This is a genomic window from Blastococcus sp. OS1-29, from assembly GCF_057628075.1.
Genome location: NZ_JBXXJK010000008.1, coordinates 254,808 through 277,372, shown reverse-complemented (window position 1 = coordinate 277,372; position 22,565 = coordinate 254,808). Strand labels below are relative to the sequence as shown.

The 22,565-nt window shown below is 71.7% G+C and carries 21 protein-coding genes; 2 read left to right on the top strand and 19 right to left on the bottom strand.

Annotation, left to right across the window (positions count from 1 at the left end):
- Positions 1 to 24: 24 nt before the first annotated feature.
- The 6 genes from npdG to AC2H4J_RS20725 all read right to left on the bottom strand — a co-directional run bounded on the left by npdG (position 25) and on the right by AC2H4J_RS20725 (position 5,919).
- Positions 25 to 714, bottom strand: a complete 690-nt coding sequence (gene npdG / locus AC2H4J_RS20750; RefSeq protein WP_487466808.1) for an NADPH-dependent F420 reductase — start codon at positions 712 to 714, stop codon at positions 25 to 27.
- The gene (locus tag AC2H4J_RS20745) at positions 711 to 1,811 is read right to left on the bottom strand and encodes a 2-oxoacid:ferredoxin oxidoreductase subunit beta (RefSeq protein ID WP_487466807.1); all 1,101 of its coding nucleotides are present in this window, start codon (positions 1,809 to 1,811) and stop codon (positions 711 to 713) included. The genes npdG and AC2H4J_RS20745 overlap by 4 nt, the downstream gene beginning before the upstream one ends.
- Positions 1,808 to 3,670: a 2-oxoacid:acceptor oxidoreductase subunit alpha gene (locus AC2H4J_RS20740; RefSeq protein ID WP_487466806.1), complete on the bottom strand. Its 1,863-nt coding sequence runs from the start codon at positions 3,668 to 3,670 to the stop codon at positions 1,808 to 1,810. Before AC2H4J_RS20740 ends, AC2H4J_RS20745 begins: the two co-directional genes overlap by 4 nt.
- 316 nt (positions 3,671 to 3,986) lie before the next feature.
- Complete coding sequence (locus AC2H4J_RS20735) at positions 3,987 to 4,340, bottom strand: DUF202 domain-containing protein (RefSeq protein WP_487466805.1); 354 nt, start codon at positions 4,338 to 4,340, stop codon at positions 3,987 to 3,989.
- A complete protein-coding gene (locus AC2H4J_RS20730) occupies positions 4,337 to 4,726 on the bottom strand; it encodes a YidH family protein (RefSeq protein WP_487466804.1) in 390 nt (129 codons plus the stop codon). The genes AC2H4J_RS20735 and AC2H4J_RS20730 overlap by 4 nt, the downstream gene beginning before the upstream one ends.
- Positions 4,723 to 5,919 (bottom strand): NAD(P)/FAD-dependent oxidoreductase, encoded by a 1,197-nt coding sequence (locus AC2H4J_RS20725; RefSeq protein ID WP_487466803.1) that lies wholly within the window; start codon positions 5,917 to 5,919, stop codon positions 4,723 to 4,725. Before AC2H4J_RS20725 ends, AC2H4J_RS20730 begins: the two co-directional genes overlap by 4 nt.
- A 90-nt stretch (positions 5,920 to 6,009) precedes the next feature.
- Between AC2H4J_RS20725 and AC2H4J_RS20720 the strand changes: the two genes are divergently transcribed.
- Complete coding sequence (locus AC2H4J_RS20720) at positions 6,010 to 6,795, top strand: crotonase/enoyl-CoA hydratase family protein (RefSeq protein WP_487466802.1); 786 nt, start codon at positions 6,010 to 6,012, stop codon at positions 6,793 to 6,795.
- An 84-nt stretch (positions 6,796 to 6,879) separates the two neighbouring features.
- On the opposite strand, the gene AC2H4J_RS20715 is transcribed toward AC2H4J_RS20720, so the two are convergent.
- From AC2H4J_RS20715 to AC2H4J_RS20655, 13 genes are all read right to left on the bottom strand, one after another.
- Positions 6,880 to 7,278 carry a Zn-ribbon domain-containing OB-fold protein gene (locus tag AC2H4J_RS20715; protein ID WP_487466801.1) on the bottom strand — a complete coding sequence of 133 codons (399 nt, stop codon included), beginning with the start codon at positions 7,276 to 7,278 and terminating at the stop codon, positions 6,880 to 6,882.
- Between the two features lie 5 nt (positions 7,279 to 7,283).
- Positions 7,284 to 8,459 (bottom strand): thiolase family protein, encoded by a 1,176-nt coding sequence (locus tag AC2H4J_RS20710; RefSeq protein ID WP_487466800.1) that lies wholly within the window; start codon positions 8,457 to 8,459, stop codon positions 7,284 to 7,286.
- Positions 8,456 to 8,911 (bottom strand): hotdog family protein, encoded by a 456-nt coding sequence (locus AC2H4J_RS20705; protein ID WP_487466799.1) that lies wholly within the window; start codon positions 8,909 to 8,911, stop codon positions 8,456 to 8,458. The genes AC2H4J_RS20710 and AC2H4J_RS20705 overlap by 4 nt, the downstream gene beginning before the upstream one ends.
- The gene (locus AC2H4J_RS20700) at positions 8,908 to 9,489 is read right to left on the bottom strand and encodes an FAS1-like dehydratase domain-containing protein (RefSeq protein ID WP_487466798.1); all 582 of its coding nucleotides are present in this window, start codon (positions 9,487 to 9,489) and stop codon (positions 8,908 to 8,910) included. Before AC2H4J_RS20700 ends, AC2H4J_RS20705 begins: the two co-directional genes overlap by 4 nt.
- Positions 9,486 to 10,706, bottom strand: coding sequence for a CaiB/BaiF CoA transferase family protein (locus AC2H4J_RS20695; RefSeq protein ID WP_487466797.1), 1,221 nt, complete (start codon positions 10,704 to 10,706; stop codon positions 9,486 to 9,488). The genes AC2H4J_RS20700 and AC2H4J_RS20695 overlap by 4 nt, the downstream gene beginning before the upstream one ends.
- Entirely contained in the window at positions 10,703 to 11,932 is a 1,230-nt protein-coding gene (locus AC2H4J_RS20690) for a CaiB/BaiF CoA transferase family protein (protein ID WP_487466796.1), read from the bottom strand. Before AC2H4J_RS20690 ends, AC2H4J_RS20695 begins: the two co-directional genes overlap by 4 nt.
- Positions 11,925 to 12,155: a ferredoxin gene (locus tag AC2H4J_RS20685; protein WP_487466795.1), complete on the bottom strand. Its 231-nt coding sequence runs from the start codon at positions 12,153 to 12,155 to the stop codon at positions 11,925 to 11,927. The genes AC2H4J_RS20690 and AC2H4J_RS20685 overlap by 8 nt, the downstream gene beginning before the upstream one ends.
- A complete protein-coding gene (locus tag AC2H4J_RS20680; protein ID WP_487466794.1) occupies positions 12,143 to 13,342 on the bottom strand; it encodes a cytochrome P450 in 1,200 nt (399 codons plus the stop codon). The genes AC2H4J_RS20685 and AC2H4J_RS20680 overlap by 13 nt, the downstream gene beginning before the upstream one ends.
- A gap of 10 nt (positions 13,343 to 13,352) precedes the next feature.
- On the bottom strand, positions 13,353 to 14,861 hold the full coding sequence (locus tag AC2H4J_RS20675; RefSeq protein ID WP_487466793.1) for a TRAP transporter large permease: 1,509 nt from the start codon (positions 14,859 to 14,861) through the stop codon (positions 13,353 to 13,355).
- Positions 14,858 to 15,430 carry a TRAP transporter small permease gene (locus AC2H4J_RS20670; protein ID WP_487466792.1) on the bottom strand — a complete coding sequence of 191 codons (573 nt, stop codon included), beginning with the start codon at positions 15,428 to 15,430 and terminating at the stop codon, positions 14,858 to 14,860. The genes AC2H4J_RS20675 and AC2H4J_RS20670 overlap by 4 nt, the downstream gene beginning before the upstream one ends.
- Positions 15,431 to 15,510: 80 nt before the next feature.
- Positions 15,511 to 16,797 (bottom strand): TRAP transporter substrate-binding protein DctP, encoded by a 1,287-nt coding sequence (gene dctP / locus AC2H4J_RS20665; protein ID WP_487466791.1) that lies wholly within the window; start codon positions 16,795 to 16,797, stop codon positions 15,511 to 15,513.
- A 176-nt stretch (positions 16,798 to 16,973) separates the two neighbouring features.
- Positions 16,974 to 19,076: an acetate--CoA ligase family protein gene (locus AC2H4J_RS20660; RefSeq protein ID WP_487466790.1), complete on the bottom strand. Its 2,103-nt coding sequence runs from the start codon at positions 19,074 to 19,076 to the stop codon at positions 16,974 to 16,976.
- A gap of 29 nt (positions 19,077 to 19,105) precedes the next feature.
- Positions 19,106 to 20,557 (bottom strand): aldehyde dehydrogenase, encoded by a 1,452-nt coding sequence (locus AC2H4J_RS20655; RefSeq protein WP_487466789.1) that lies wholly within the window; start codon positions 20,555 to 20,557, stop codon positions 19,106 to 19,108.
- Between the two features lie 231 nt (positions 20,558 to 20,788).
- On the opposite strand from AC2H4J_RS20655, the gene AC2H4J_RS20650 reads away from it, so the two are divergent.
- Positions 20,789 to 22,549, top strand: coding sequence for a flavin-containing monooxygenase (locus AC2H4J_RS20650; RefSeq protein ID WP_487466788.1), 1,761 nt, complete (start codon positions 20,789 to 20,791; stop codon positions 22,547 to 22,549).
- Positions 22,550 to 22,565: the final 16 nt, after the last annotated feature.

Here is a 22,565-nt window from a genome sequence, read left to right as displayed (position 1 = left end):
TGTACAGGTCGGCGTACCGGCCCTTCAGACCGCCCCACGCGTGACGTCGACATGGGTGAGCAGTACGCCGGCCCGCGTCTTGTACTTCTTGTTGACCGCGATGAGGACGGCGGTGAACGGTTCCAGCACCCGGGCCTGGCGCAGCGCACCGACGTCGACGCCCGGCCGGCCGGTGACGGCGGCGGCGAGCGCCACCACCCGGGCCCGCGCCGCCGCGTCGTCCCCGCAGACGAGGACGTCCTCGCCGGACAGGTCCTTGTCCAGGTCGGCGAGGCTGGGGGCCGACAGGTGGTGGAACGCTGCGGTGACCGAGCTGGCCGGCAGCAGCTTCGCGGCCTGCTCGGCGGCGCTGCCGTCGGTGACGGCGAGACCGTGCGGGCCCTGCGCGTCGAAGCCCAGCGGGTTGATGCAGGAGACGACGAGCCGGCCGGCGAGGACGTCGGCCAGAGCGGCGATGCTCTCCCCGCTCTCGTCCCACGGCGTCGCGAGCAGCACGATCTCGCCGGCCGCGGCCGCCTCCTCGTTGCCGGCGCCGTCGATCCGCGCCTCGCTGCCCGCCTCGGCCATCAGCCCGCGCAGGTCGTCGGCGGTCGTCCGCGCGCGCTCGGCGTCGCGGGACCCCACGACGACGGGGTGGCCGGCGCGGGCCAGCCGGAGGGCCAGGGCGCGGCCGAGGGCGCCCGTGCCGCCCAGGACGGAGATGGTGTCGCTCATGCGGAGGTGCCTCCAGAGGCCGGAAGATCGAGCACGGCCCCGTTGCGGACCGTCCAGGTGTCGCGCCCGTGCAGCAGGCCGAGCAGGTCGGCGCCGCCGCCGTCCACCGCCTCCTGCACCTGGACGCGGGCGAGGTCGTCGTAGGTCGGCCGGGCGACCTGCCGGAGCACGCCGAACACCGCGTTGTCCAGGCCCTGGTCGGACAGCCGGGAGAGCGCGAAGGCCAGCTCGAGATCGCTCGGGTCGTGCACCACGACGTCCTCGGGTGCGACCTCGGCGGTGGGGGCGACGCCGAGGCCGAAGCCCCGCCGCACGACCGCCCAGCGGCCGTCGGTGCCGAAGGTGATCGGCTGCCCGGGGGTCACCGTGATGACCCGGGACTCGGAGTCGTCCGGACGGCGCAGCACGTCGAAGGAGCCGTCGTTGAAGATCGGGCAGTCCTGGTAGATCTCCACCAGGCTGGCGCCCCGGTGCCGGGCGGCCGCCTCGAGCACCGCGGTGAGGCCCTTGCGGTCGGAGTCCATCGCCCGCCCGACGAACGTCGCCTCCGCTCCCAGGGCCAGCGACACCGGGTTGAACGGGTGGTCCAGCGAGCCCATCGGGGTCGACTTGGTGACCTTCCCGACCTCCGAGGTGGGCGAGTACTGGCCCTTGGTCAGCCCGTAGATGCGGTTGTTGAACAGCAGGATCGTCAGGTTCACGTTGCGCCGCAGGGCGTGGATCAGGTGGTTGCCGCCGATCGACAGCGCGTCGCCGTCCCCGGTCACGACGAACACCGACAGGTCCGGCCGAGCGGTGGCCAGGCCGGTGGCGATCGCCGGCGCCCGGCCGTGGATCGAGTGCATGCCGTAGGTGTCGAGGTAGTACGGGAAGCGCGACGAGCAGCCGATGCCGGAGATGAAGACGGTGTTCTCGCGCTTGATGTTCAGGGTCGGGACGAACGACCGGACGGCAGCCAGGACGGCGTAGTCGCCGCAGCCGGGGCACCAGCGGACCTCCTGATCGCTGGCGAAGTCCTTGGCCTTCTGCACGTCCTCGGCGGTGGGCACGCGGTCCAGCCCGCCGAGCACCGGCAGCCCCAGGTCGATCGTCGTCATGCCGGCACCTCGATCTTCTCGGTCACGTGAGAGGCGATGAGCTCGGCGAGTTCCTCAGCGCCGAACGGCATGCCGGCGACCTTGGTGATCGACGTGACCGGCACGCAGAACCGGCCTTGCAGCAGGAAGGCCAGCTGGCCGAGGTTCATCTCCGGGACGACGACCGTCCGGTAGCTGCGCAGCACGTCGGCGGTGTTCGCCGGCATCGGGTTCAGGTGGCGGAGGTGCGCCTGGGCCACCCTGTGCCCGGCCGCGCGCAGCCGGCGCACCGCCGCGCCGATCGGGCCGAAGGTCGACCCCCAGCCGAGCACCAGCACGTCGGCGTTCCCGTCCGTGTCCTCGACGGTCAGGTCGGGCACGTCGACGCCGTCGATCTTGGCCTGGCGCAGCCGCACCATCAGGTCGTGGTTCGCCGGGTCGTAGGAGATGTTGCCGGTTCCGTCGGCCTTCTCCAGCCCGCCGATCCGGTGCTCCAGCCCCGGCGTGCCCGGCACCGCCCACGGCCGGGCGAGGGTCTGCTCGTCGCGGGCGTAGGGCAGGAACGCGCCGTCCGGGCCGTTCGGGTCGGTGGTGAACGACACCGGGGTCTCCAGCAGGTCGGCCGCCTCCGGCAGCCGCCACGGCTCCGAGCCGTTTGCGATCGCGCCGTCGGAGAGCACCAGGACCGGGGTCCGGTAGGTGACGGCGATGCGGACGGCGTCGACCACGACGTCGAAGGCGTCCGACGGCGAGGACGGCGCGACGACCGGCAGCGGCGCCTCGCCGTTGCGGCCGAACATCGCCTGCAGCAGGTCCGACTGCTCGGTCTTGGTGGGCAACCCGGTCGACGGGCCACCGCGCTGCACGTCGATGACCAGCAGCGGCAGCTCGGTCATGACGGCGAGCCCGAGCGCCTCGCTCTTCAGCGAGATGCCGGGACCGGAGGTGGTGGTGACCCCCAGCGCGCCGCCGTAGGCGGCGCCCAGCGCCGAGCCGATCCCGGCGATCTCGTCCTCGGCCTGGAAGGTCGTCACGCCGAACCGCTTGAGCTTGGCGAGCTCGTGCAGGATGTCCGACGCCGGGGTGATCGGGTAGCTGCCGAGGAACACGGGCAGCCCGAACCGCCGGCCGGCCGCGACGATGCCGTAGGCCAGCGCGGTGTTGCCGGTGATCTGCCGGTAGGTGCCGTCGGGCAGCACGGCGGGCGCCACCTCGTAGGTGACCGCGAACGACTCGGTCGTCTCCCCGTAGGCGTGGCCGGTGCGGAAGGCCAGCACGTTGGCCTCGGCGATCTGCGGCTGGCGGGCGAACTTCTCGCGGAGCCAGCGCTCGGTGCCCTCGGTCGGGCGCGAGTACATCCACGCCAGCAGACCCAGCGCGAACATGTTCTTGCTGCGCTCGGCCTCCTTCTTGCCGATGCCCAGCGGGGCGAGCGCGGCCGTGGTGAGCGCGGTCATCTGCACGCGGTGCACCGTGTACGGGTCGAGCGAGCCGTCCTCGAGTGGGTCGGCGGCGTAGCCGACCTTCGCCAGGTTCCGCGGCGTGAACTCGTCGGTGTCCACGATCAGCACCCCACCGGCCGGCAGGTCGCGGACGTTGGCCCGCAGCGCCGCCGGGTTCATCGCCACCAGCACGTCGGGGCGGTCGCCCGGGGTGAGGATGTCGTAGTCGGCGAAGTGCAGCTGGAAGCTCGAGACCCCGGCGAGCGTCCCGTGCGGCGCCCGGATCTCGGCCGGGAAGCTCGGGAAGGTCGCCAGGTCGTTGCCGAACGCGGCGGCCTCAGCGGTGAACCGGTCGCCGGTCAGCTGCATGCCGTCCCCGGAGTCACCGGCGAACCGGATCACCACGCGCCCGCGCTGCTCGACGGTGCGTTCGACCACGGGGCCTCCCAGCGTCAGGGGCGCCAGGTCAGCGTCCCGATCCATGCGCATGTTATGCCGGAATACTCCGGCCGGTCAACCAGCCCGCCGGATGCAGCGGAAGCCGGGATTCGGGGTGGAGATCTCGGCTCCTTAGCAGCCGATGTCGGAGAGGCCCATGTCGTCGACGAGGACGATGACGACGTTCGGGGCGCACTCCGGGTGCGTCGGCCGCTCCGGCCCCCACGGCTCCGACTCGGCGAACGCAGTCATGGAGCACTCCGATCGGCGACCGGCATCAGGACATGGGCATCGTTGTCAGTGTTCGAGCGACTGATCAATCGGCAGCAGTACCTGCGGCCACCAGCACCTCGACCAGGGCGGCCGCGGCGACCACCACCACAGCGATCGTCAGGGCGGCCGCTCTGCGGGGGGCCCGCACGTCGGCCCCCTCCTCGACGGCGCGGAGCACCTGCAGGTAGCGCCGGGGAGCGACGGCTCCTCCGACGGCGAGCGAGAGCCCGACCAGTGCCGCAGCCAGCAGAGCGGGAACCCGTCGGTGCTCGACCGCCGCCGCGTGCGCGAGCAGTCCCGCGACCGCCAGGAAGCTGACCGCCGTACGCTGCCAGGCCAGCTTCGTCCGCTCAGGTTGCGTCTCGGCGCGCACGCCGACGGACACCTCCTGGTTCATCGGCCCATCTCACCGAGCAGGAACAGCACTCCCACGACGACGGCGAGGACGACGACCACGGAGACGATCGCGAGCAGCAGCCGGCCGGCCGGCAACGGGACGTCCTCAGCGATCGCCCGCTCGTTGAGGCCGTACTTCCGGTAGCCGCCCACGGCCATGGCGATCGCCAGCATGACCATCCCGAACGCGATGACCGTCGCTCCTCCGGGGACACCCACCTCCGGCACGAACTGGACGACGGCCAGTGCGCCGACCACAAGGGCCAGGGCGGTCCGGATCCAGGCGAGCAGGGTGCGCTCGTTCGCCAGCGAGAAGCGGTAGTCCGGATGGGGGCTCCGCGCCGGCGCCGCGTGTGCGATGCTCCCGGCATCCTGCGGACGGGTCATGGCACCTCGACCTGCGCGACAGCCTCGTCCCAGCCGGCCCCGGCAGCGAGCAGCTTCCGGTACCGCATCATCGGCCTGACGGCGCCGAAGCCGACCACCGACTGCAGCAGACCGTCCGCGCCGGTCACCGCCACGAACTCGCCGTCCAGGTCGCCGTGCACCACGCGGAGCTCGTCCTGCGGCCGCACCCTGCCGGTGACCTGCAGCCGGCCGCCGAGCTGCTCGGTCCACACGTAGGGGACGGCGTCGTGCACTGTCGGCGTCCCGGTGACGTTGGCGGCGACGACACCGGCGGTCTCGACGGCGTTCGTCCAGTGCTCGACGCGGACGTCCTCGCCGTACCTGGGGTGGCGCCACCGGGCGACGTCCCCGACGGCGCGCACGCCGACGGCACCCACGGCGGCGAGCTGCTCGTCGCAGACCACGCCGTCGCGCAGGTCCAGCCCGGAGTCGACCAGCCAGGAGGTCTCCGGCACGGTGCCGAGCCCGAGGACGACGACGTCCGCCGACACCCGCTCACCGTCGGTCAGCCGCACGGCCTCGACCCGGTCGGCGCCCTCGATGGCCGCCACCCCGGCCCCCATGCGCAGGTCGATGCCCGCGGCGGCGTGGCGGCGCGTGAATGCGGCGCCGATCTCCGGCCCGAGCCCGCGGACCATCAGCGTCGGCAGCGGCTCGACGACGGTGACCCGCAGCCCGCGCGCGTGCAACGTCCAGGCGACCTCCGCGCCGATGAACCCTCCGCCCACCACGACGACGCGGGCACCCTCAGCGCAGGCCGCCCGGATGGCGTCGGCGTCGGCGGCGCTGCGCAGTGCGCACACGCCGGGCCGCGGCTCGAGCCCCGGCACCGTGCGCGGGGTGGATCCGGTGGCGACGACCAGCTCGTCGAACGGCTCCTGCCCGCCACCGTGCAGCGCGACGCGGCGGGCGTCCAGGTCGAGGTCGGTGGCCCGGCCGTGCACCAGCCGGACGCCGAGGCCGATGAGCTCGTCGGCCGCGACCAGCGGCGGCGCCGCGACGGTGGGGTCCCCGAGGAACGCCTTGGACAGCGGCGGCCGGTCGGCGGCGAGGCCGTCGGCGCTGCCGGGCTCGTCGCCGATCAGGACGATCTCCGCAGTGCTCCCCTTCCGGCGCAGGCCCTGGACGGTGCGGATGCCGGCCAGCGACGCCCCCACCACGACGATGCGCACCGCGCCACCTCCGGACGGCCGCGTGTGGCCGGTTGACAACGCAAAACCAGGATAAGCATTATCACACCACAGACCGATCGAGGAGAGTCCATGAGCGATCAGAGCGCGCCCGAGCAGTCCGACCTTCTCGTCGAGGAGCGTGGCCGGGTCCTAGTGCTGACCATGAACCGGCCCGACGCGAGGAACGCCATGTCGACGGCGATGGCGCACCAGATCGCCGAGGCGCTCGAGACGTTCGACTCCCGCGCCGACCTGAGCGTCGCGGTGATCACCGGGGCCGGCGGAACGTTCTGCGCGGGCATGGACCTCAAGGGCTTCGCCCGCGGCGAGCGTCCCGTCGTCGAGGGGCGCGGGTTCGCCGGGCTCGTGCAGCGGCCGCCCCGCAAGCCGCTGATCGCCGCGGTCGAGGGGTTCGCGCTGGCCGGCGGCTTCGAGATCGTGCTGTCCTGCGACCTCGTGGTCGCGTCGGACGCGGCGAAGTTCGGCCTGCCCGAGGTCAAGCGCGGCCTGACCGCGGCGGCCGGCGGCCTGCTGCGGCTGCAGCACCGCATCCCGTACCACCTGGCGATGGAGCTGGTCCTGACCGGGCGCATGTGGCCGGCGACCGAGGCCGCCGACGCCCACCTGGTCAGCCGACTCACCGAGGCCGGCGGCGCGCTGGCCGGTGCGCTGGAGCTGGCCGACGAGATCGCGGCCAACGCCCCGCTCGCGCTCGCGGCGTCCAAGCAGGTGCTCGTCCGCTCGGTCGACTGGCCGCTGGAGGAGAAGTTCGACCGCCAGCAGGAGTTCGTCGACCCGATCCGCAACTCCGCCGACGCCAAGGAGGGTGCCCTCGCGTTCGTCGAGAAGCGCACCCCCAACTGGACGGGTAGCTGACCGACCCCGACCGCGCCGAAAGAGCGCCGACCACACGCGGCAGCGTGGGGTCGGCGCCCTCGTCGTGCGGTCGGCGACCGCGGGTCAGGCGGCGAGGCGACCGATCGGCACCGACTCGCCGCCCTCGGGCTGGACGAAGTCGATCCGCACCGGGGCGTCCCTCCTCAGTGCGGCGCCGTCGGTGTCCGGGAACTGCAGGGTCAGCCAGGGCCCTTCCTCGGTCTCCACGATCGCGATGACCGTGTCGACGGCGGGCTTGTCGTCCTTCGCGCGGCCTGGCTTCACCGTCCAGCTGACGATCCGCCCGCGACCGGCCGCGGGGCGCCACTCCAGGTCGTCGGCCTGGGTGGCCGAGCAGACCAGCGCCGCCGGTTCGGACCACTCGCCGCTGCTGGGCGAGAAACGCAACAGCAGCTCCCCGCGGGCGGCGGCGTCGAAGAACGGCGCCGAGAAGTCGTCGCGGACGAGGGGGTGCAGGCTCATGGCGCTCACTTCTTCGCGTGCGGGCTGACGATCAGCGTGGAGTGGAAGTCGAGGACCCCGCCGTTGCCGCTCACCATGATGAGGTCGCGGCGGTCGACCTGGCGGTCACCGCCCTGGCCGCGGGCCTGGATGACGGCCTCGGAGAGCGGCGTCATGCCCCACATGTAGTGCGACGACAGCTCGCCGCCGCCGGTGTTCGTCGGGTGGCTCCCGCCGGGACCGAGCGCACCGCTGGCGACGAACGCACCCCCCTCGCCCTTGGCGCAGAAGCCGTAGTCCTCGAGCGTGATCATGGTCGTGTAGGTGAAGCAGTCGTAGATCTGGCGGACGTCGATCTCGTCGACCTTCACCCCGGCCATGGCCAGCGCGTCGGGGCCCGACTTCGCCGCCCCGGTGACCAGGCCGAACTCGCTGCCCCGCCGGTTGACGTAGCCCGGGTGCGCCTGACCCCAGCCCCAGACGTGCACCGGCGGCTGGCGCAGCGTCGCCGCCCGCTCCGCGCTGGTCACGATGATCGCGATCGCGCCGTTGCTGACCAGGCAGCAGTCGAGCAGCCGCAGCGGTTCGGCGATCATCCGCGAGGTCTGGTGGTCCTCGAGCGTGATCGGTTCGCGCATCTGCGCCTGCGGATTCATCCCCGCCCACTGGCGCGCGGCGACCGCGACCGCGCCGAGCTGCTCGCTCGTCGTCCCGAACGTCTCCATGTGCCGGCGCGCAGCGACGGCGTACCGCTCCGGCGCCGCGCGCAGTCCGGCTGCCGGCGCGAGTGCGCTCACCCCCACCATGGGCCGGGGCTGGCCGGCGTAAGCGGCGCCCGCGCTCCTGCCCTCGGTGAGCGGGGCGTCGGCGTAGACGCAGGCGACGGCGTCGGCCATGCCGGCGGCGATCGCCATCGACGCGTACTGCACCATCTGCCCGGCCGACGAGCCGAAGCCCTGGAGGCCGGCCAGCAGCCGGGTGTTGCGCATCTGCAGTGCCGACTGCAGCCGCAGGTCGGTGTCGTTCTTCACGCCGGGGTTGACCAGCAGGCCGTCGATGTCGGCCAGGAGCAGGCCGGCGTCGGCCGCGGCGAGCTGGATCGCCTCGACCGCGAACTGGGTCGCGGTCTTCCCGTACACCCGGCCCAGCTCGGTCATGCCGAGGCCGACGATGGCCGAGCTCGGGCTGAATTCGGACGTCATGCCTGCGTCTCCTCACGCCGGGGCAGCGTGACGGTCACCGTGCCCGGGCCGACCGTCACGCCCTTCGAGTTCTCGCACCGGACGGCCACGTCGACGACGCCTATACCGTCCTCGACGCGGGTGTCCGTGACCTCGCCGAGCACCCGCATGGTGTCGCCGACGACGTTGAACGACTTCATCCGGAAGTCGCGGATGCTGCGAATCGTCCCCGACAGGCCCATCCAGTCGCGGACGCACCGCTCCCACGAGCTCATCAGGAACGAGGTGTTGGCGTACATCTCCGGTGCGCCGGTCTTCTGCGCGTATTCGGAGTTGTGGTGGATCGAGTTGAAATCCCGGTTCTGACCTGCGGCCATCACCAGCCGGTAGACGGTCAAGGGGTACTCGACGACCGGCAGCTGCTCACCGACGGCGACGTCCTCGAAGAACCGGCCGGCAAGAACGGTGGTCACGACTTCTCCTTCGGGACGTAGGCGTAGGTGCCGATCCGGACCCGGGCGACGACCTCGCCGGTCTCGGTGACGACCTCGCTCTCCCACTTCATGAATGCGCCGCGCCCGACGCCGGTCTCCTTGGGCGTGCAGGAGAGCAGCTTCCGGCCGCGGCGGCCCAGCCGCTCCCCCGCGACCACCGGGCGGTAGAAGTCGACGTCGATCTCCGTGCCGAAGAAGCCCGTCGTCTTCGGCCCGAGGCCCATGTCAGGGTTGTTGATCGCGCTGCGCACCGGCTGGGCGTCGCGGTCGGCGCTGTCGAACAGCGTCTCCCCCGGCCGCCAGGCCACCGGGAGGGTCCACGGCATGAACCCGGTGTAGGGCATCGTGACGTCGGCGAAGCCGGCGGCGCGGGCTACCTCCGGGTCGGTGTGCAGGGCGCAGTCGAACTCCAGCGGCTCGAGGTAGCGGCGGATCGCGCCGCGCTCGACAGCGTCGCCGCCCCAGACGACGTCGCCGTCGCTGAAGTCGCGGCCGACGGCGTCGATGACCGGCTGCCACTCCTGCTGCCAGGCCGTCCCGGTCGGTGCGGTGGTCACGTGAGGACGCCTCCGTCGGTCAGGGCGCGGATCCGGTCCTCGGGGTAGCCGAGGACGTCGCGCAGGACGGTCTCGTTGTCCCGGCCCAGGGTCGGCGCCGGACCGCTGGGACGCCCGGGCGTCTCCGACAGCAGGTACCGCGGGCCCTCGACCCAGGCGGTGCCGTGCCGGGGATCGTCCATCGCCACCAGGTGTCCCCGGTGCGCCAGCTGGGGGTCGGCGCAGACATCGGCGCTGGACGACGAGCGGTGCGCGGGCACGCCGACGGCCTGCAGCGCCTCCTCGGCCGCGGCCGCTGTGCGGCCCGCCGTCCACGCGGCGATCGCGCGATCCAGCTCGTCGGCCGCGGCGCGCCGTCCCTCGGCGGTGGCGAGGTCCGCGCGCTCGGCCAGGTCGGGCCGGCCGATGGCCGGGGCCAGCCGGCGCCAGTCCTCGTCGGTGCGGGCGACGACGGCGACGAACCGCTCGGCGCCGTCCTCGGCCTGCGACGGGTAGACCCCGTGCGGGGCCAGCGCCTCGTCCTCGTTGCCGCGCCGGTGCGCGATCGTGCCGTCCAGTCCGAAGTGCGCCACCTGCGGTGACAGGAAGAAGATGCCGGCCTCGACCTGGGCCACGTCGATGTAGCGGCCCTGGCCCGTGCGACGGCAGTTCTCGATCGCGGCCAGCAGCGCGACCAGCGCGACCCGCGGCCCCACGTAGTCGGTGTACGGGCCGAACGGGCCCCAGGGCAGACCGTCGGCGTCCCCGACGAGGTCCTGGAAACCGGACAGCGAGGAGCCGACGTTGCCGAAGCCGGCCAGCTTCGTCCAGGGACCGGTCTGCCCGGCGATCGACGTGCTCAGCATGATCAGCGACGGCTTGGCCGCCGACAGCGTGCCGTAGTCGAGACCCCAACGGGCCAGCTGGCCGGGCGAGAACGACTCGACGACGACGTCGGCCCAGGCGACCAGGTCGCGGACGACGGCCTGCCCGTCGGCGGACTTCAGGTCGAGGGTCATGCCGAGCTTGCCGGCGTTGCAGTTGCCGAAGAGCGCCGAGTTCTCCTTGTCCTGCACCCCGCCGTAGAACGGCTGCATCAGCCGCGCCGTCTCCACCCGGGTGCCGGACTCGACCCGGACCACCTGCGCCCCGAAGTCGGCGAGCGTCCGGCCGATCAGCGGGCCGGCGACGACCCAGGACAGGTCGAGCACCTTCAGTCCGTCGAGGGCGCCGGTCATCGGGACGCTCCGACCGATGCGCCCAGCCAGTCGCCGACGACCTCGTCGGTGTGCTCGCCCACCCGCGGTGCGCGCCGCCGGACCTCGGGCATGCCGTCGCCGCTGATCTGCGCCATCCGGCCGGGGATGCGCACGAGGGTGCCGTCGATGTCGACCGTCGCCCAGAAGCCGCGCTCCTGCAGGTGGTCGGACGCGGCGATGTCGCCGGTGTCGAAGATGGCCATGCACAGCAGCCGCCGCTGCAGCGCCGCCTCGAGCACCTCGGCCTTCGTCCTCGTGCGCAGGAACGCCCGGACGGCGGCGCGCGCCTCGTCCAGGTCGTCGGCGGTCAGTTCGCCGGACACCATGCGCTGGGGCAGCACGCGCCAGTCCCAGGCGGCGATGCGCTCGTCGACCGCTCCCTCGTCGCGCAGCCAGCCGAAGAGGCAGTTGGTGAAGCCGCCCGCGGCCGGGCCCATCGACAGGTGCAGCTCGACCATGCCGTCGGCGCACTGCCACTTCTTGAGCCGGATCGGCGTCGCCGCCCCGCTGCCGCTCTGGTCGGTGCGCCCGGCGACCGGCTGCTGGTGCCACTCGGGGTGCTCGTCGCCGACGACGGCCGCGAGGTTGCGCGCCAAGGTCGCCACGCCGACGCTGGCCTGCGCCGATACGTCGACGACCTGCCCGCGGCCGGTGGTGCCACGCGCCAGCACCGCCATCAGGCTGCCGGCCGCGGCGTCGGCGGCCGCGTGCAGGAACGCCTGCGGCACGCTGATCCGCAGCGGCGTCCCGTCCTCGCCCCGGTGCGGGTCGAGCGGTCCACCGGCGGCCCAGACGACCAGGTCGCTGTCGGCGTACGAGGCCTTCGGGCCGGACCAGCCGAATGCGCTGACGTGCGCGTACACCAGCTCCGGCGAGGCCGCCCGCAGCGTGTCGGGGTCCAGTCCTCGCTCGCGCAGCCAGGCCGCGGGCAGCGACGTGACGACGACGTCCGCCCGGGCCGCGAGGTCACGCACCAGTGCGATACCGGCCTCGTCGTCCAGGTCCACCGCCAGGCCGCGCTTGTTGGCCGCGAACGTCTCCCAGTACAGCGAGGTGCCCGACGCCGCGACCGGCGGCACGGCGCGCGCCGGCGAGCCGCCCAGCGGCTCGACCTGCACGACGTCGGCCCCGAGGTCGGCGAGCATCCGTCCGCAGAGCAGGCCCCGCTCGTCCGTGAGGTCCAGGACGCGCAGGTGCTCAAGCATCGGAGGTCGCAGCCTCCAGGATCGCGATGGCCTGCTCCGGGCAGTTCTCGGCGGCCTCCTGGGCCTGGCCCAGCAGGCCCTCGGGGATCTCCCAGGTCTGCCCCGACTGGGCGACGAAGCCCTCCTCGTCGTCGGAGAGCAGGTCGGGGGCCACCGTGTAGCACCGGCCGTGGCCCATGCACTTGGCCGAGTCGATCGAGATCAGCACCGTCAGACGTCCCATTCCAGTGGCAGGGTGGGCATGGTCAGCTGCCCGCCCCGTTCGGTCAGTTGTGCACCCGGCGCGATGCGGTAGTGCGGGATCCGCTCGTGCCATTCCTGCAGGACGACGATCAGCTCCAGCCGCGCGAGGTGCATGCCGAGGCAGCGGTGCGGGCCGGCGCCGAACGCCAGGTGCTGGTTGACGCCCTTGCGACCGGGGACGAACCGGTCGGGCTCGGGGAACTTGCGCGGGTCGCGGTTGGCCTGGGCGATGCCCAGCCACATCACGTCGCCCTTCTCCAGGGGCAGACCGTGGAAGTCCTCCGCCTCCTGCACCTCGCGGCCGGCCTGGAAGACCAGGGGGTACATGCGGATGAACTCCTCGACGGCCGCGGGCACGGTGCTCGGGTCGTCGATGATCAGCTGCCGGTCCTGGTCGTGCTGGGCCAGGTGGGTGTAGATGTAGCCCAGCGCGCTCCGCGTGGTGTCCAGACCCGCCAGCATCAGCGTCATCATGATCACGAGGATGTCGTCCTGGGACAGCGGGACGTCGTCGATCCGCGCCTCCACGAGCCGCGAGACCATGTCCTCCTTGGGGTCCTTCGGGTTCTTCCGGCGGTCGTCCACCGCCTGCCCGAAGTACTCCATGATGTTCGCCTTGGCCTTCGCCGCCGCCTCCTTGTCGCCGCCGAAGAAGCTGGCGAACAGCGCCTCCGACCACGGTAGGAAGAACTCGCCGTCGCTGACCGGCAGCCCCAGCAGGTCCAGGAACATGTCGGTCGGGTACCGGATGGCGAACTCGGCGACGAAGTCGCAGGACCCCTTGGGCTTCAGCTCCTCGATCAGCTCGATGCACCGCTGGTGGGCCAGAGGCTCCATGCGGCGCACCGCGGCCGGCGCGAAGAACTGGTTGAGGATCCGGCGCAGCTTCACGTGCTCCTGGCCGTTGAGGTCCTGCGGCAGCAGCGGGATGCCGGGCTCGGGGTTCAGCGCGCTGCGGGCGTGCGTCGTCCAGACGTCGTGCTTCTGGAACCCCTCGAGCACGTCCTCGTAGCGCTGGAGCATCCAGAAGCCACGCGGGCGGGTGTCGTTGAAGGAGAACCGGGTGGCCTCCCGGTCGGCATCCAGGAGCGCGTAGTGCTCGTAGAGGCCGGTGTCGGTGCCGTACTCGGTGTGGCTGACGGGGCAGCCGCGCATGGTCTCGCTCATCGAATCCCTCTCACTGTCCGCCGGCCGACAGTGACGGGAGCCAGGTGGCGATCTCCGGGAAGAAGATCAACACCACGGTCACGATCACCGCCATCGGCATGAACCACCAGACGGAGTTGAACACGTCGTTCAGGGTGATCTTCTGGCCCTGGTTGACCTCGGGTTCCCGGCAGATCTGGTGGATGATGAAGGCCAGGATGCCGACCGGCGGGCTCAGGATCGCCAGCTCGCCCATGAAGACGGCGAACACGCCGTACCAGAGCAGCGAGATGTCCAGCGACGTCAGCGTCGGCATGAGCACCGGGATCGTCAGGACCATCATCGGCAGCGGCTCCATGAAGGTGCCGAGGAGGATGTAGACCACCGTCATCGCCAGCAGGAACGTGACCCGGTTGAGGTGCATGTTCTCGACCAGGTCGGCGAAGCCGGTGCTGATGCCGGTCAGGGTGAACATCGACGACAGCGCCTGGACGCCGACCAGCATGAAGAAGATCGAGCCGACGCTCGCGACGGCGGCGATCGAGGCGTCCGAGATCGCCCGGAACGGGTGGTTGCCCCACTTCCAGATCACCGTGATGAGGATCGAGACGACGGCGGCAGCGGCGCCGGCCTCCGTGGCCGTGAAGGTCCCGGAGAACATCCCGTAGACGATGACGGCGATGATGATCGGCACCGGCCAGACGTTGGCGAGGCTCTTGATCCGGCCGCTCCACGACGGCGCCTCCTGCTCGTCGGCGGCGGCGACGGGCCGTGCCTTCGCCCACCGCTTGGCGAAGATCACGATCATCACGGTGAACAGCGCCGACACCAGCAGACCGGGGCCGACACCCGCGAGCAGCTGCGGCCCGATCGGCACCTCGGTGATGCCGGCGTAGATGACCAGCATGATGCTCGGCGGGATCAACTGGCCGGGCAGTCCGGCGACGACGACCGACCCGATGGCCAGTCGCTTGTCGTAGCCGGCCTTCAGCATCTCGGGGATGCCGATCCGCGCCAGGGCGTAGGTGGTGCCGACCGTCGAGCCGCTGACCGAGGCCAGCCCCGCACCGGCGATGTTCGTGCCGACGGCGAGGCCGCCGGGCAGCCAGCTCAGCCACTGCCGGCCGGCCGCGTAGAGGCTCTCCGTCAGCCCGGCCTTCCAGAGCAGCAGCCCCATGAGGATGAACATGGGCACGACGCTGAGCGTCCAGTTGGCGATCTGCTGGTACGGCATCGTCGTCATGGTGCTCGCGACCAGCGGCCACCCGCGGAGGGCGTACATGCCCAGGAGGCCGGGCACGATCATCGCGACCGCCACCGGCAGCCGAAGGAAGATCAGCGCCAGCATCAGGATGCAGGCGGCCGAGCCGAGCGCCTCCGGGACGAGCGGCAGGAACAGCGTGATGGTGGAGCCGACGACGATCACGAGGGTGATCGCCAGGACGATCCAGGAGCGGGCGCCGTCTCGCTGCGGCTCCTGCTCCTCGACCCCGATGCCGGCGGTCGCCGCCGGCGGGAGGGTGGTGTCGGTGGTGGTCACTTCTTCTCCATCTCGACGTCGTGGATCTCCTCCAGCAGGAGCACGTCGTCGATGTCGCCGACGACCTGGCCCTCCTCGGGATGGGTGAAGGAACGGAAGGCGGCCCAGGCGAACTGGAAGGTCAGGACACCGAAGGCCAGTGGCGGCAGGAAGTACGTCGGCCAGGAGATGAGGTCACTCACGCCGGCGGTACGGGTGGTCTGGTAGGCGTGCACGGCCTCCGGCCAGCCGTACCAGGCGAAGCCGGCGCTGGTCACGGCGCAGAGGAAGAACATCAGCGCGAGGACGTAGGGCTTCACGACCTTCGGCAGCCGCTCGTAGATGAGGTCGGCGGCGATGTGCTGGTTGCGGTACTGGGCCGCGATGAAGCCGAGGAAGGCGACGAACGGCAGGTACCAGTACTGGACGAGCTCGAGCGTGTTCGGCAGTGGGTGCTTGGCGAACGTACGCATCAGGGCGTTGAGGGTGATGTGGACCATCATCACGAACGTGACGATGACGGCCGGGACCTCGATGAAGAGCTCGACGACGGAGCGTCGTCTGGGTGCCGCAGAGCTTGCAGTGCTCACGTCCGCCTCCGCAGGGCCGGATCAGGGGGGTAGGGGGCGGGCCGGCCGCGGCGGGAGCACCGCGGCCGGCCCCGCGTGGATCAGGACGGGCGGTGCTTGGAGAAGACGTCCTCGATGAGCTTCTTCGCCCACGCGTCGGCGGTCAGCTTCGAGGGGTCGTACGAGGTGTCGAACTTGTCGTAGGTGACCGAGTCCGAGTAGCCGAGATCCTGGACCTTCTTCTGCCATTCCTTGGCCGCCTTCTGCGAGGCGTCGACCAGCTTGTCGCCGTCCAGGGCAGTGGTCTTGCGCAGCTCCGCCAGCAGCTTCTTGTTGGCGTCCTGCAGGGCCTTCTCCGCGCCGGCGTCGAACGTCTGGACGCTGCCGCCCGCCTCGTGCGCCTTCTTCACGGCGTCGGCGGTGTTCGGCCAGATCTTCTTGTCGACGTTGACGCCCATGAAGACGTCGATCTTGTCGAAGAACAACTGCTGGGCGACCAGCGGCAGCGAGTCCCACGTCGTCTTGCTCATGGCCATGGCACCGGGCGCGAGCGCGAAGCCGGCCTCCGGGTCGATGACGATGTGCGGCGCAGCCGGGATGAAGCCGCCCAGCACGCCGACGGTCAGGCTGGACACCGAGCAGTCAACGGCGCCGCGCTGGAGGCTCTCGAAGAGTTCGGTGTAGGGCACCGACGCCGCAGCGGCGCCGAGAGCCTCGATCTCCGCCGACTGGGCGGTGCCGCCGACAGCCACCTGGGCGCCCTTGATCGCCGACGTGCTGTTCCTCGGCTTGCCGCAGAGGAACGCGTTGACGCCGGAGTTGTAGATCGGCACGAGCACGTGCATGCCGTGGTCCTCGAACTCCTTCGTGATCTCCGGAGTGTTGAACGCGACCTCGTTCGGCCAGGCGTTGGACTGCAGCGTGCCGACGACGGCGCTCTGGTCGGAGATGAACCCGGCGTTGATCAGCGCATTGCTGGCCGGGTAGTCGGAGGGCTCGTAGATCGGCAGGACCTGGCCGAGGTCGAGGCGGCCGTCGTTGAGCGCGTTGTCGATCTCGGCGGGCGGCGCGACGGCGTTCGAGTAGGCGATGTTGAACTTGATCTTGCCGTCGGACCACTCGGTGACGGCCTTGAGATAGGCCTCGACGTTGGCGCCGGTGACCGATCCCTGAGGCGACGGGCTCTGGGTGTTGAGCGTGATCGGGTCGACGTCCTTGAACGCGGCCTTGTACTCGTCCTTGGAGGCGCCCAGTGCGACACCGTCGCCCGACCCGGAAGCAGCACCCCCGCTCGCACCCTTCTCCGCGCAGCTGGACAGCGCCAGCGCGGCCACCAGGCCGAGCGCCACGGTGCCGACGCGAGCCTTCCGATTGTGCAGTGTCACCACGAGTTACTCCGGTCACTCAGCTCGTCGCGCCGGGCCGACGAGGCGTGTTGGCAAGGCCGTGACTCCGGTCACGAACATGGGAATCATGAACCTAGATTGGGACTTAGGTCAAGGGTTCCATGCGCATAGATTACGCATCTTTCCAACGGCCCTCCCGAGTGCCGGTTCGACCGACCTCAGGACCGCCATTCGACGAGCGCGTCCAGGGCTTCCACGGTCGCTCCCGACACCCGGAGCGGGTTCACCTCGAGGGACTCCAGGTGCGGTTCGAGCTCTTGCCCGAGCCGCCCGACGGACACGATGACCTCGGCCAGCCGGTCCAGGTCGGCCGGCGGTCGCCCGCGGACGCCGCGGAGCAGGGCTGCGCCGCGGAGTCGCTGGAGCATGTGCCGCGCCTGGTCCGGCGACACGGGGAGCGGGGCCAGGGCGACGTCGTCGAGCACCTCCACCAGGACCCCACCCAGCGCCACGGCGAGCATGAGCCCCCAGTCGGGGTCCCGGCTCACGCCGACGAGGAGCTCGACCCCGCCGTCCCGCATCGGGGACACCAGGACGCCGTCCAGGCGCGCGCCACCGGCTGCAGGTGACCGTCCGGCGTCGAGGATCTCCTCGTAGACGCGCGCGGCGTCCTGGGCACCCACGCCGAGCCGCACGCAGCCCAGGTCGGTCTTGTGCGCGATGTCCGCCGACACGATCTTCATGGCCACCGGGCAGCCGAACTCCGCGGCCGCCCGCGCCGCCTCCTCCGGGGAGTGGACGTGCCGGGCCGGCACCACCGGGACGCCCGCGGCCTCGACGAGGTTCCTGGCGTCGACCTCGGAGCACGGCCGGCGGTCGACGTCGCGGACGGGGACCACGGCACCGTCGTCGGGCACCGCCCGGGCCCGCCGCTGCGACCAGTCGGCGACCCGCGCGAGCGCGTCCACGCCCAGCCGCAGCCCCGGGACCACGTGCGGCACTCCCCCGGTCTCCAGGACCGCCCGCGCATCGGCGCCGACCGGCTGGGTCACCTGCGTCAGGTAGATGCCGGGCACCGGCGCCTCGGCCATGCCCTGGCCGATCGCGTCGACGTACTTCTGCCCGTAGAAGGGCCCGGGGTCGCCGCGCCACGGCAGGCTGTTGATCGCGACGACGACGCCGATCCCGGGGTCGTTCCCGACCGCGGCGATCGACCGCGGCCAGATCGTCGGGTCGATGATCGCCGCGCCGGTGATGTCGAGCGGGTTGTGCACGTGCCCGAAGGCCGGCAGCACGTCGATCAGTTCCTTCTCGGTCTCCGCCGACAGCTCCGCGAGCACGGCTCCGGCGTCCTGCGCGAGGTCCGCGACGATGTCGCAGGCGCCGCCCGAGATGGACACGACCCCGATGCCCGGCCGCTCCAGCGGGCCGGTGTGTGCGGCGACGCCGGCGGTCACCAGCATGTCCTCGACGGTGTCCACCCGGATCACGCCGAGCCGCTCGAACACCGCATCGACGACCCGGTTGTCGCCGACGAGCGCGCCGGTGTGCGAGGCGGCCGTCTTCGCGGCCAGCTCGCTCTTGCCCGCCTTGAGGACGACGATCGCCTTGCCGGCCGCCGCGGCCCGCCGGGCCGCCGCCTCGAAGACGCGCGGCTCGCGGATCGCCTCCATGAACACGGCGATCGAGTCGGTCTGCGGGTCGTCGACCAGGAAGTCGATCAGATGACCCACGGTCACCATGGCCTCGTTGCCCACCGTGATGATGTGCGAGAGCCCGACCGCGGCCAGCTCGGCGAAGTCCTTCATGGCGCCGCAGCTGGCCCCGCTCTGCGAGATCAGCCCGACCCGCCCGGCGCGGGACGGCGGTGCGGCCAGGGCGATGGCGGGTACCCCGGCGGCGACGTTGACGAAGCCCAGCACGTTCGGCCCGAGGACGACGATGCCGAGCTCCTCGGCCAGCGCCACGAGCTCCCGCTGCCGGGCGCGGCCCTCCTCCCCCGCCTCGGCGAAGCCGGAGCTCAGCACCATGGCGCCGCGCGCACCCGCAGCGGCGGCGTCCCGCAGCGCGTCCGGCGCGGCGGCGGCGGGGACCATCACGAACACCAGGTCGACCGGCCGGCCGATGGCCACGCAGCTCGGGTGGGTGGACCGGCCGTGCACGCTCGCGCTGCGCGGGTTGACCAGGTAGGTGTTCTCGGCGTGCCCGGCCTCGGTGAGGTTGCGGTGGATCAACGCGGAGAACGTCGACTTGTCGCTCGCCCCGATCAGGGCGAACGAGCGCGGCGTGAAGAACGCGGTCAGCCGGGCAGGGGTCAACATCGGAGGCTCTCCTCGGGCTGGGTGCGCGGTCAGGGGGTGACGGCGATGGACTGCGTCTCGAGGAAGGCCCGGAAGCCCTCGGGCCCCATCTCACGGCCGACCCCGGACTCCTTGAACCCGCCGAACGGGGTGCCGTACGCCTGCGGCCGGCCGTTGATGCTGACCATGCCCGTGCGGATCCGGCGGGCGACGCCGACGGCGCGCTCCTCGTCGCCGCTCCACACCGAGCCGGACAGTCCGTATCGGGAGTCGTTGGCGATCGCCACGGCCTCGCGGTCGTCGTCGTAGTCGATGACCGCGACCACCGGGCCGAAGATCTCCTCCTGCGCGACCCGCATCGAGTTCTGCACGTCGACCAGCAGGGTCGGCGGGACGAACCAGCCGCCGGCCAGGTCGTCGGGCAGCTGCAGCCGCTCTCCGCCGACGGCGAGCCGGGCGCCCTCGTCACGGCCGAGGTCGATGTAGCCCTGCACCCGGTCGCGCTGCCGCTCGCTGACCATCGGGCCGACGATCGTCTCCCGCGCCATGGGGTCGCCGACCCGCTGCGCGCGCATCGCCTCGGCCAGCGCCTCGGTGAACTCGGCCCGGCGGGAGCGCGGCACGAGGACCCGGGTCTGGGCGATGCAGGCCTGCCCGTTGACCATCAGCGCCATCGGCAGCAGCGCCCAGGCGACGGTCTCGGGGTCCGCGTCGTCCAGGACGACGGCGGCCGACTTGCCCCCGAGCTCCAGGGTCACGCGCGCGATCCGGTCGGCACAGGTCGCCATGATCTTCTTGCCGGCGGCGGTGCTGCCGGTGAAGGCGACCTTGTCCACCTCGCGGTGCTCGACGAGGTGCTGCCCGGCCTCCCGATCACCCGGCAGGATGCTCAGCACGCCTTCGGGCAGGCCGGCCTCGGTGAGCGCGTCGGCCATCGCATAGGCGGTGAGCGGGGTCTCCGGCGGCGGCTTGAGCACCACAGAGCAGCCGGCGGCCAGGGCGGGCGCCACCTTCAGCGACGGCGTGCTGAGCGGACCGTTCCACGGCGTGATGGCCCCGACGACGCCGACCGGCACCTGGGTGACGATGCTGGCGTTGGTGCCGTCGGTGCGGCGCTCGTCGTAGGGGAAGTCGCGGCAATGGTCCGCGTAGAAACGGAAGTGGCGGATCGGGTTGGGCACGTGGGCGCGCTCGCTGAACCAGATGGGGCAGCCGAGCTCGGAGGTGATGAGGGCGGCCAGCTCGGCCGACCGCTTCTCCAGGTGGTCGGCGGCCCGGTGCAGCACCTCCGCCCGCTCGGCCGGGGCCGCGTCGGCCCACACGCCGGCGTCGAACGACGCGCGCGCCGCGGTGACGGCGTCGTCGATGTCGGCGGGCGAGGCGAGCCCCGCCGTCCCGACGTACTGCCCGGTCGCGGGATTGCGGACCTCGACCCGCTCCCCCGTACTCGGCGGGACCCAGCGGCCGCCGACGAACAGCTCGGGACGTTCCGTGGCGGACATGGCGACCGGCCTCCTGCTCCATTGCGAGGCAAACCCTGATAAGAAAATCGAACGTAGGTCACCGCGTCGAGCCCGGTCAAGCGACGGCTGGGAAGCTCGCGTTTACCAGCCTCTAGCGTGACGCACCCAACAGACCCTAGTATCCATACGCATGGTTTAGCGACCGCCACGCGCGGTCGGACCGAGTCGCGCGGCGCCGCCGCGCCGACCCCAGCTCCGGGAGGACGCCCGATGTCGCAGGACGCCACGACCGACCCGACCGTGATCCCGGTGCCCGCCGAGGTCCCCGGGATCGTGTCCCGCGAGGTTCCCGGCGAGGTGCCGGGCGGCGCGCCGGACGACCCGCCGTTCGGCCCGCTGGCCGAGCACCCGCACCCTCAGTGGCCCGAGGGTGCCGAGCCGACCCGCGAGCTCGACGTCCTCATCGTCGGAGCCGGTTTCGCCGGCCTCTACGGCGTCTACCGCTTCCGGGAGCTCGGCTACTCCGTCCGGGCCTACGACGTGGCCACCGGCGTGGGCGGCACCTGGTTCTGGAACCGCTACCCCGGCGCGCGCTGCGACGTCGAGAGCATGGAGTACTCCTTCTCCTTCTCCCCCGAGCTCGAGCAGGAGTGGGAGTGGACCGAGCGGTACCCCGCCCAGCCGGAGCTGCTCCGGTACATGGAGCACGTCGCCGAGCGCTTCGACCTCTACCGCGACATCCAGCTCGAGACCCGCGTCGAGAGCGCGGTCTGGCACGAGGGCGACCAGGCCTGGCGGGTCACCACCGACAAGGGTGACCTTGTCCGTGCGCGCTTCGTGATCATGGCCACCGGCAACCTGAGCGCGGCCCGCGTGCCCGACTTCCCGGGCATGGACGTCTACCAGGGCCAGACGTACCACACGGCGCACTGGCCGGACGGCGGCGTGGACTTCACCGGTCAGCGCGTGGGCGTCATCGGCACCGGGTCGTCGGGGACCCAGGCGATCCCGATCATCGCCGAGCAGGCCGACTCCCTGACGGTCTTCCAGCGCACCGCGAACTACAGCCTGCCGGCACACAACCGGCCGCTGACGGCGGAGGAGCAGAACGAGATCAAGGCCAAGTACCGGGAGCTGCGCCGCACGATGCGCTACAGCCGCAACGGGCAGGTGCGCCAGTGGAACGACCGGTCCGCGCTCGCGGTCTCCGAGCAGGAGCGCGCCGCCGAGTACGAGGCGCGCTGGCAGGTGGGCGGCGGTGGTTTCATCGGCGCCTTCAACGACCTGCTCGCCGACGAGCGCGCGAACGAGACGGCGCAGCAGTTCGTGCGCGGCAAGATCCGCGAGATCGTGAAGGACCCCGAGGTCGCCCAGAAGCTGATCCCGTCCGGGTTCCCGATGGGCTCCAAGCGGGTCACCGTCGACACCGGCTACTACGCCACCTACAACCGGCCCAACGTGTCGCTGGTCGACGTCCGCACCGCCCCCATCGTCGAGCTGACCGAGAAGGGGCTGCGGACGACGGAGGCGGAGTACGAGCTCGACGCGATCGTCTTCGCCACCGGCTTCGACGCGATGACCGGGGCACTGCTGCGCGTGGACATCCGCGGCCGCAACGGGCTGTCGCTGAAGGAGAAGTGGGCCGCGGGTCCGCGCACCTACCTCGGTGTCGGGACGGCGGGCTTCCCCAACCTCTTCATCGTCACCGGCCCGGGCAGCCCGTCGGTCATCAGCAACGTCGTCGTCTCCATCGAGCAGCACATCGAGTTCATCAGCGACCTCGTCGAGTGGCTGACGAAGAACGACCAGTCGGTCGTGGAAGCCGACGTCGCGGCCGAGGACGCCTGGGTGCAGCACGTCAACGACGTGGCCGCCGCGACGCTCTTCATCAAGGGCAACTCCTGGTATCTCGGCGCCAACGTGCCCGGCAAGCCGCGCGTCTTCATGCCCTACGTCGGGGGTGTCGGCACCTACCGCCAGCACTGCGAGGAGATCGCCGCCCGCGACTACGAGGGCTTCCGTACCGCCTGAGCGCTCCGGAGAGGAC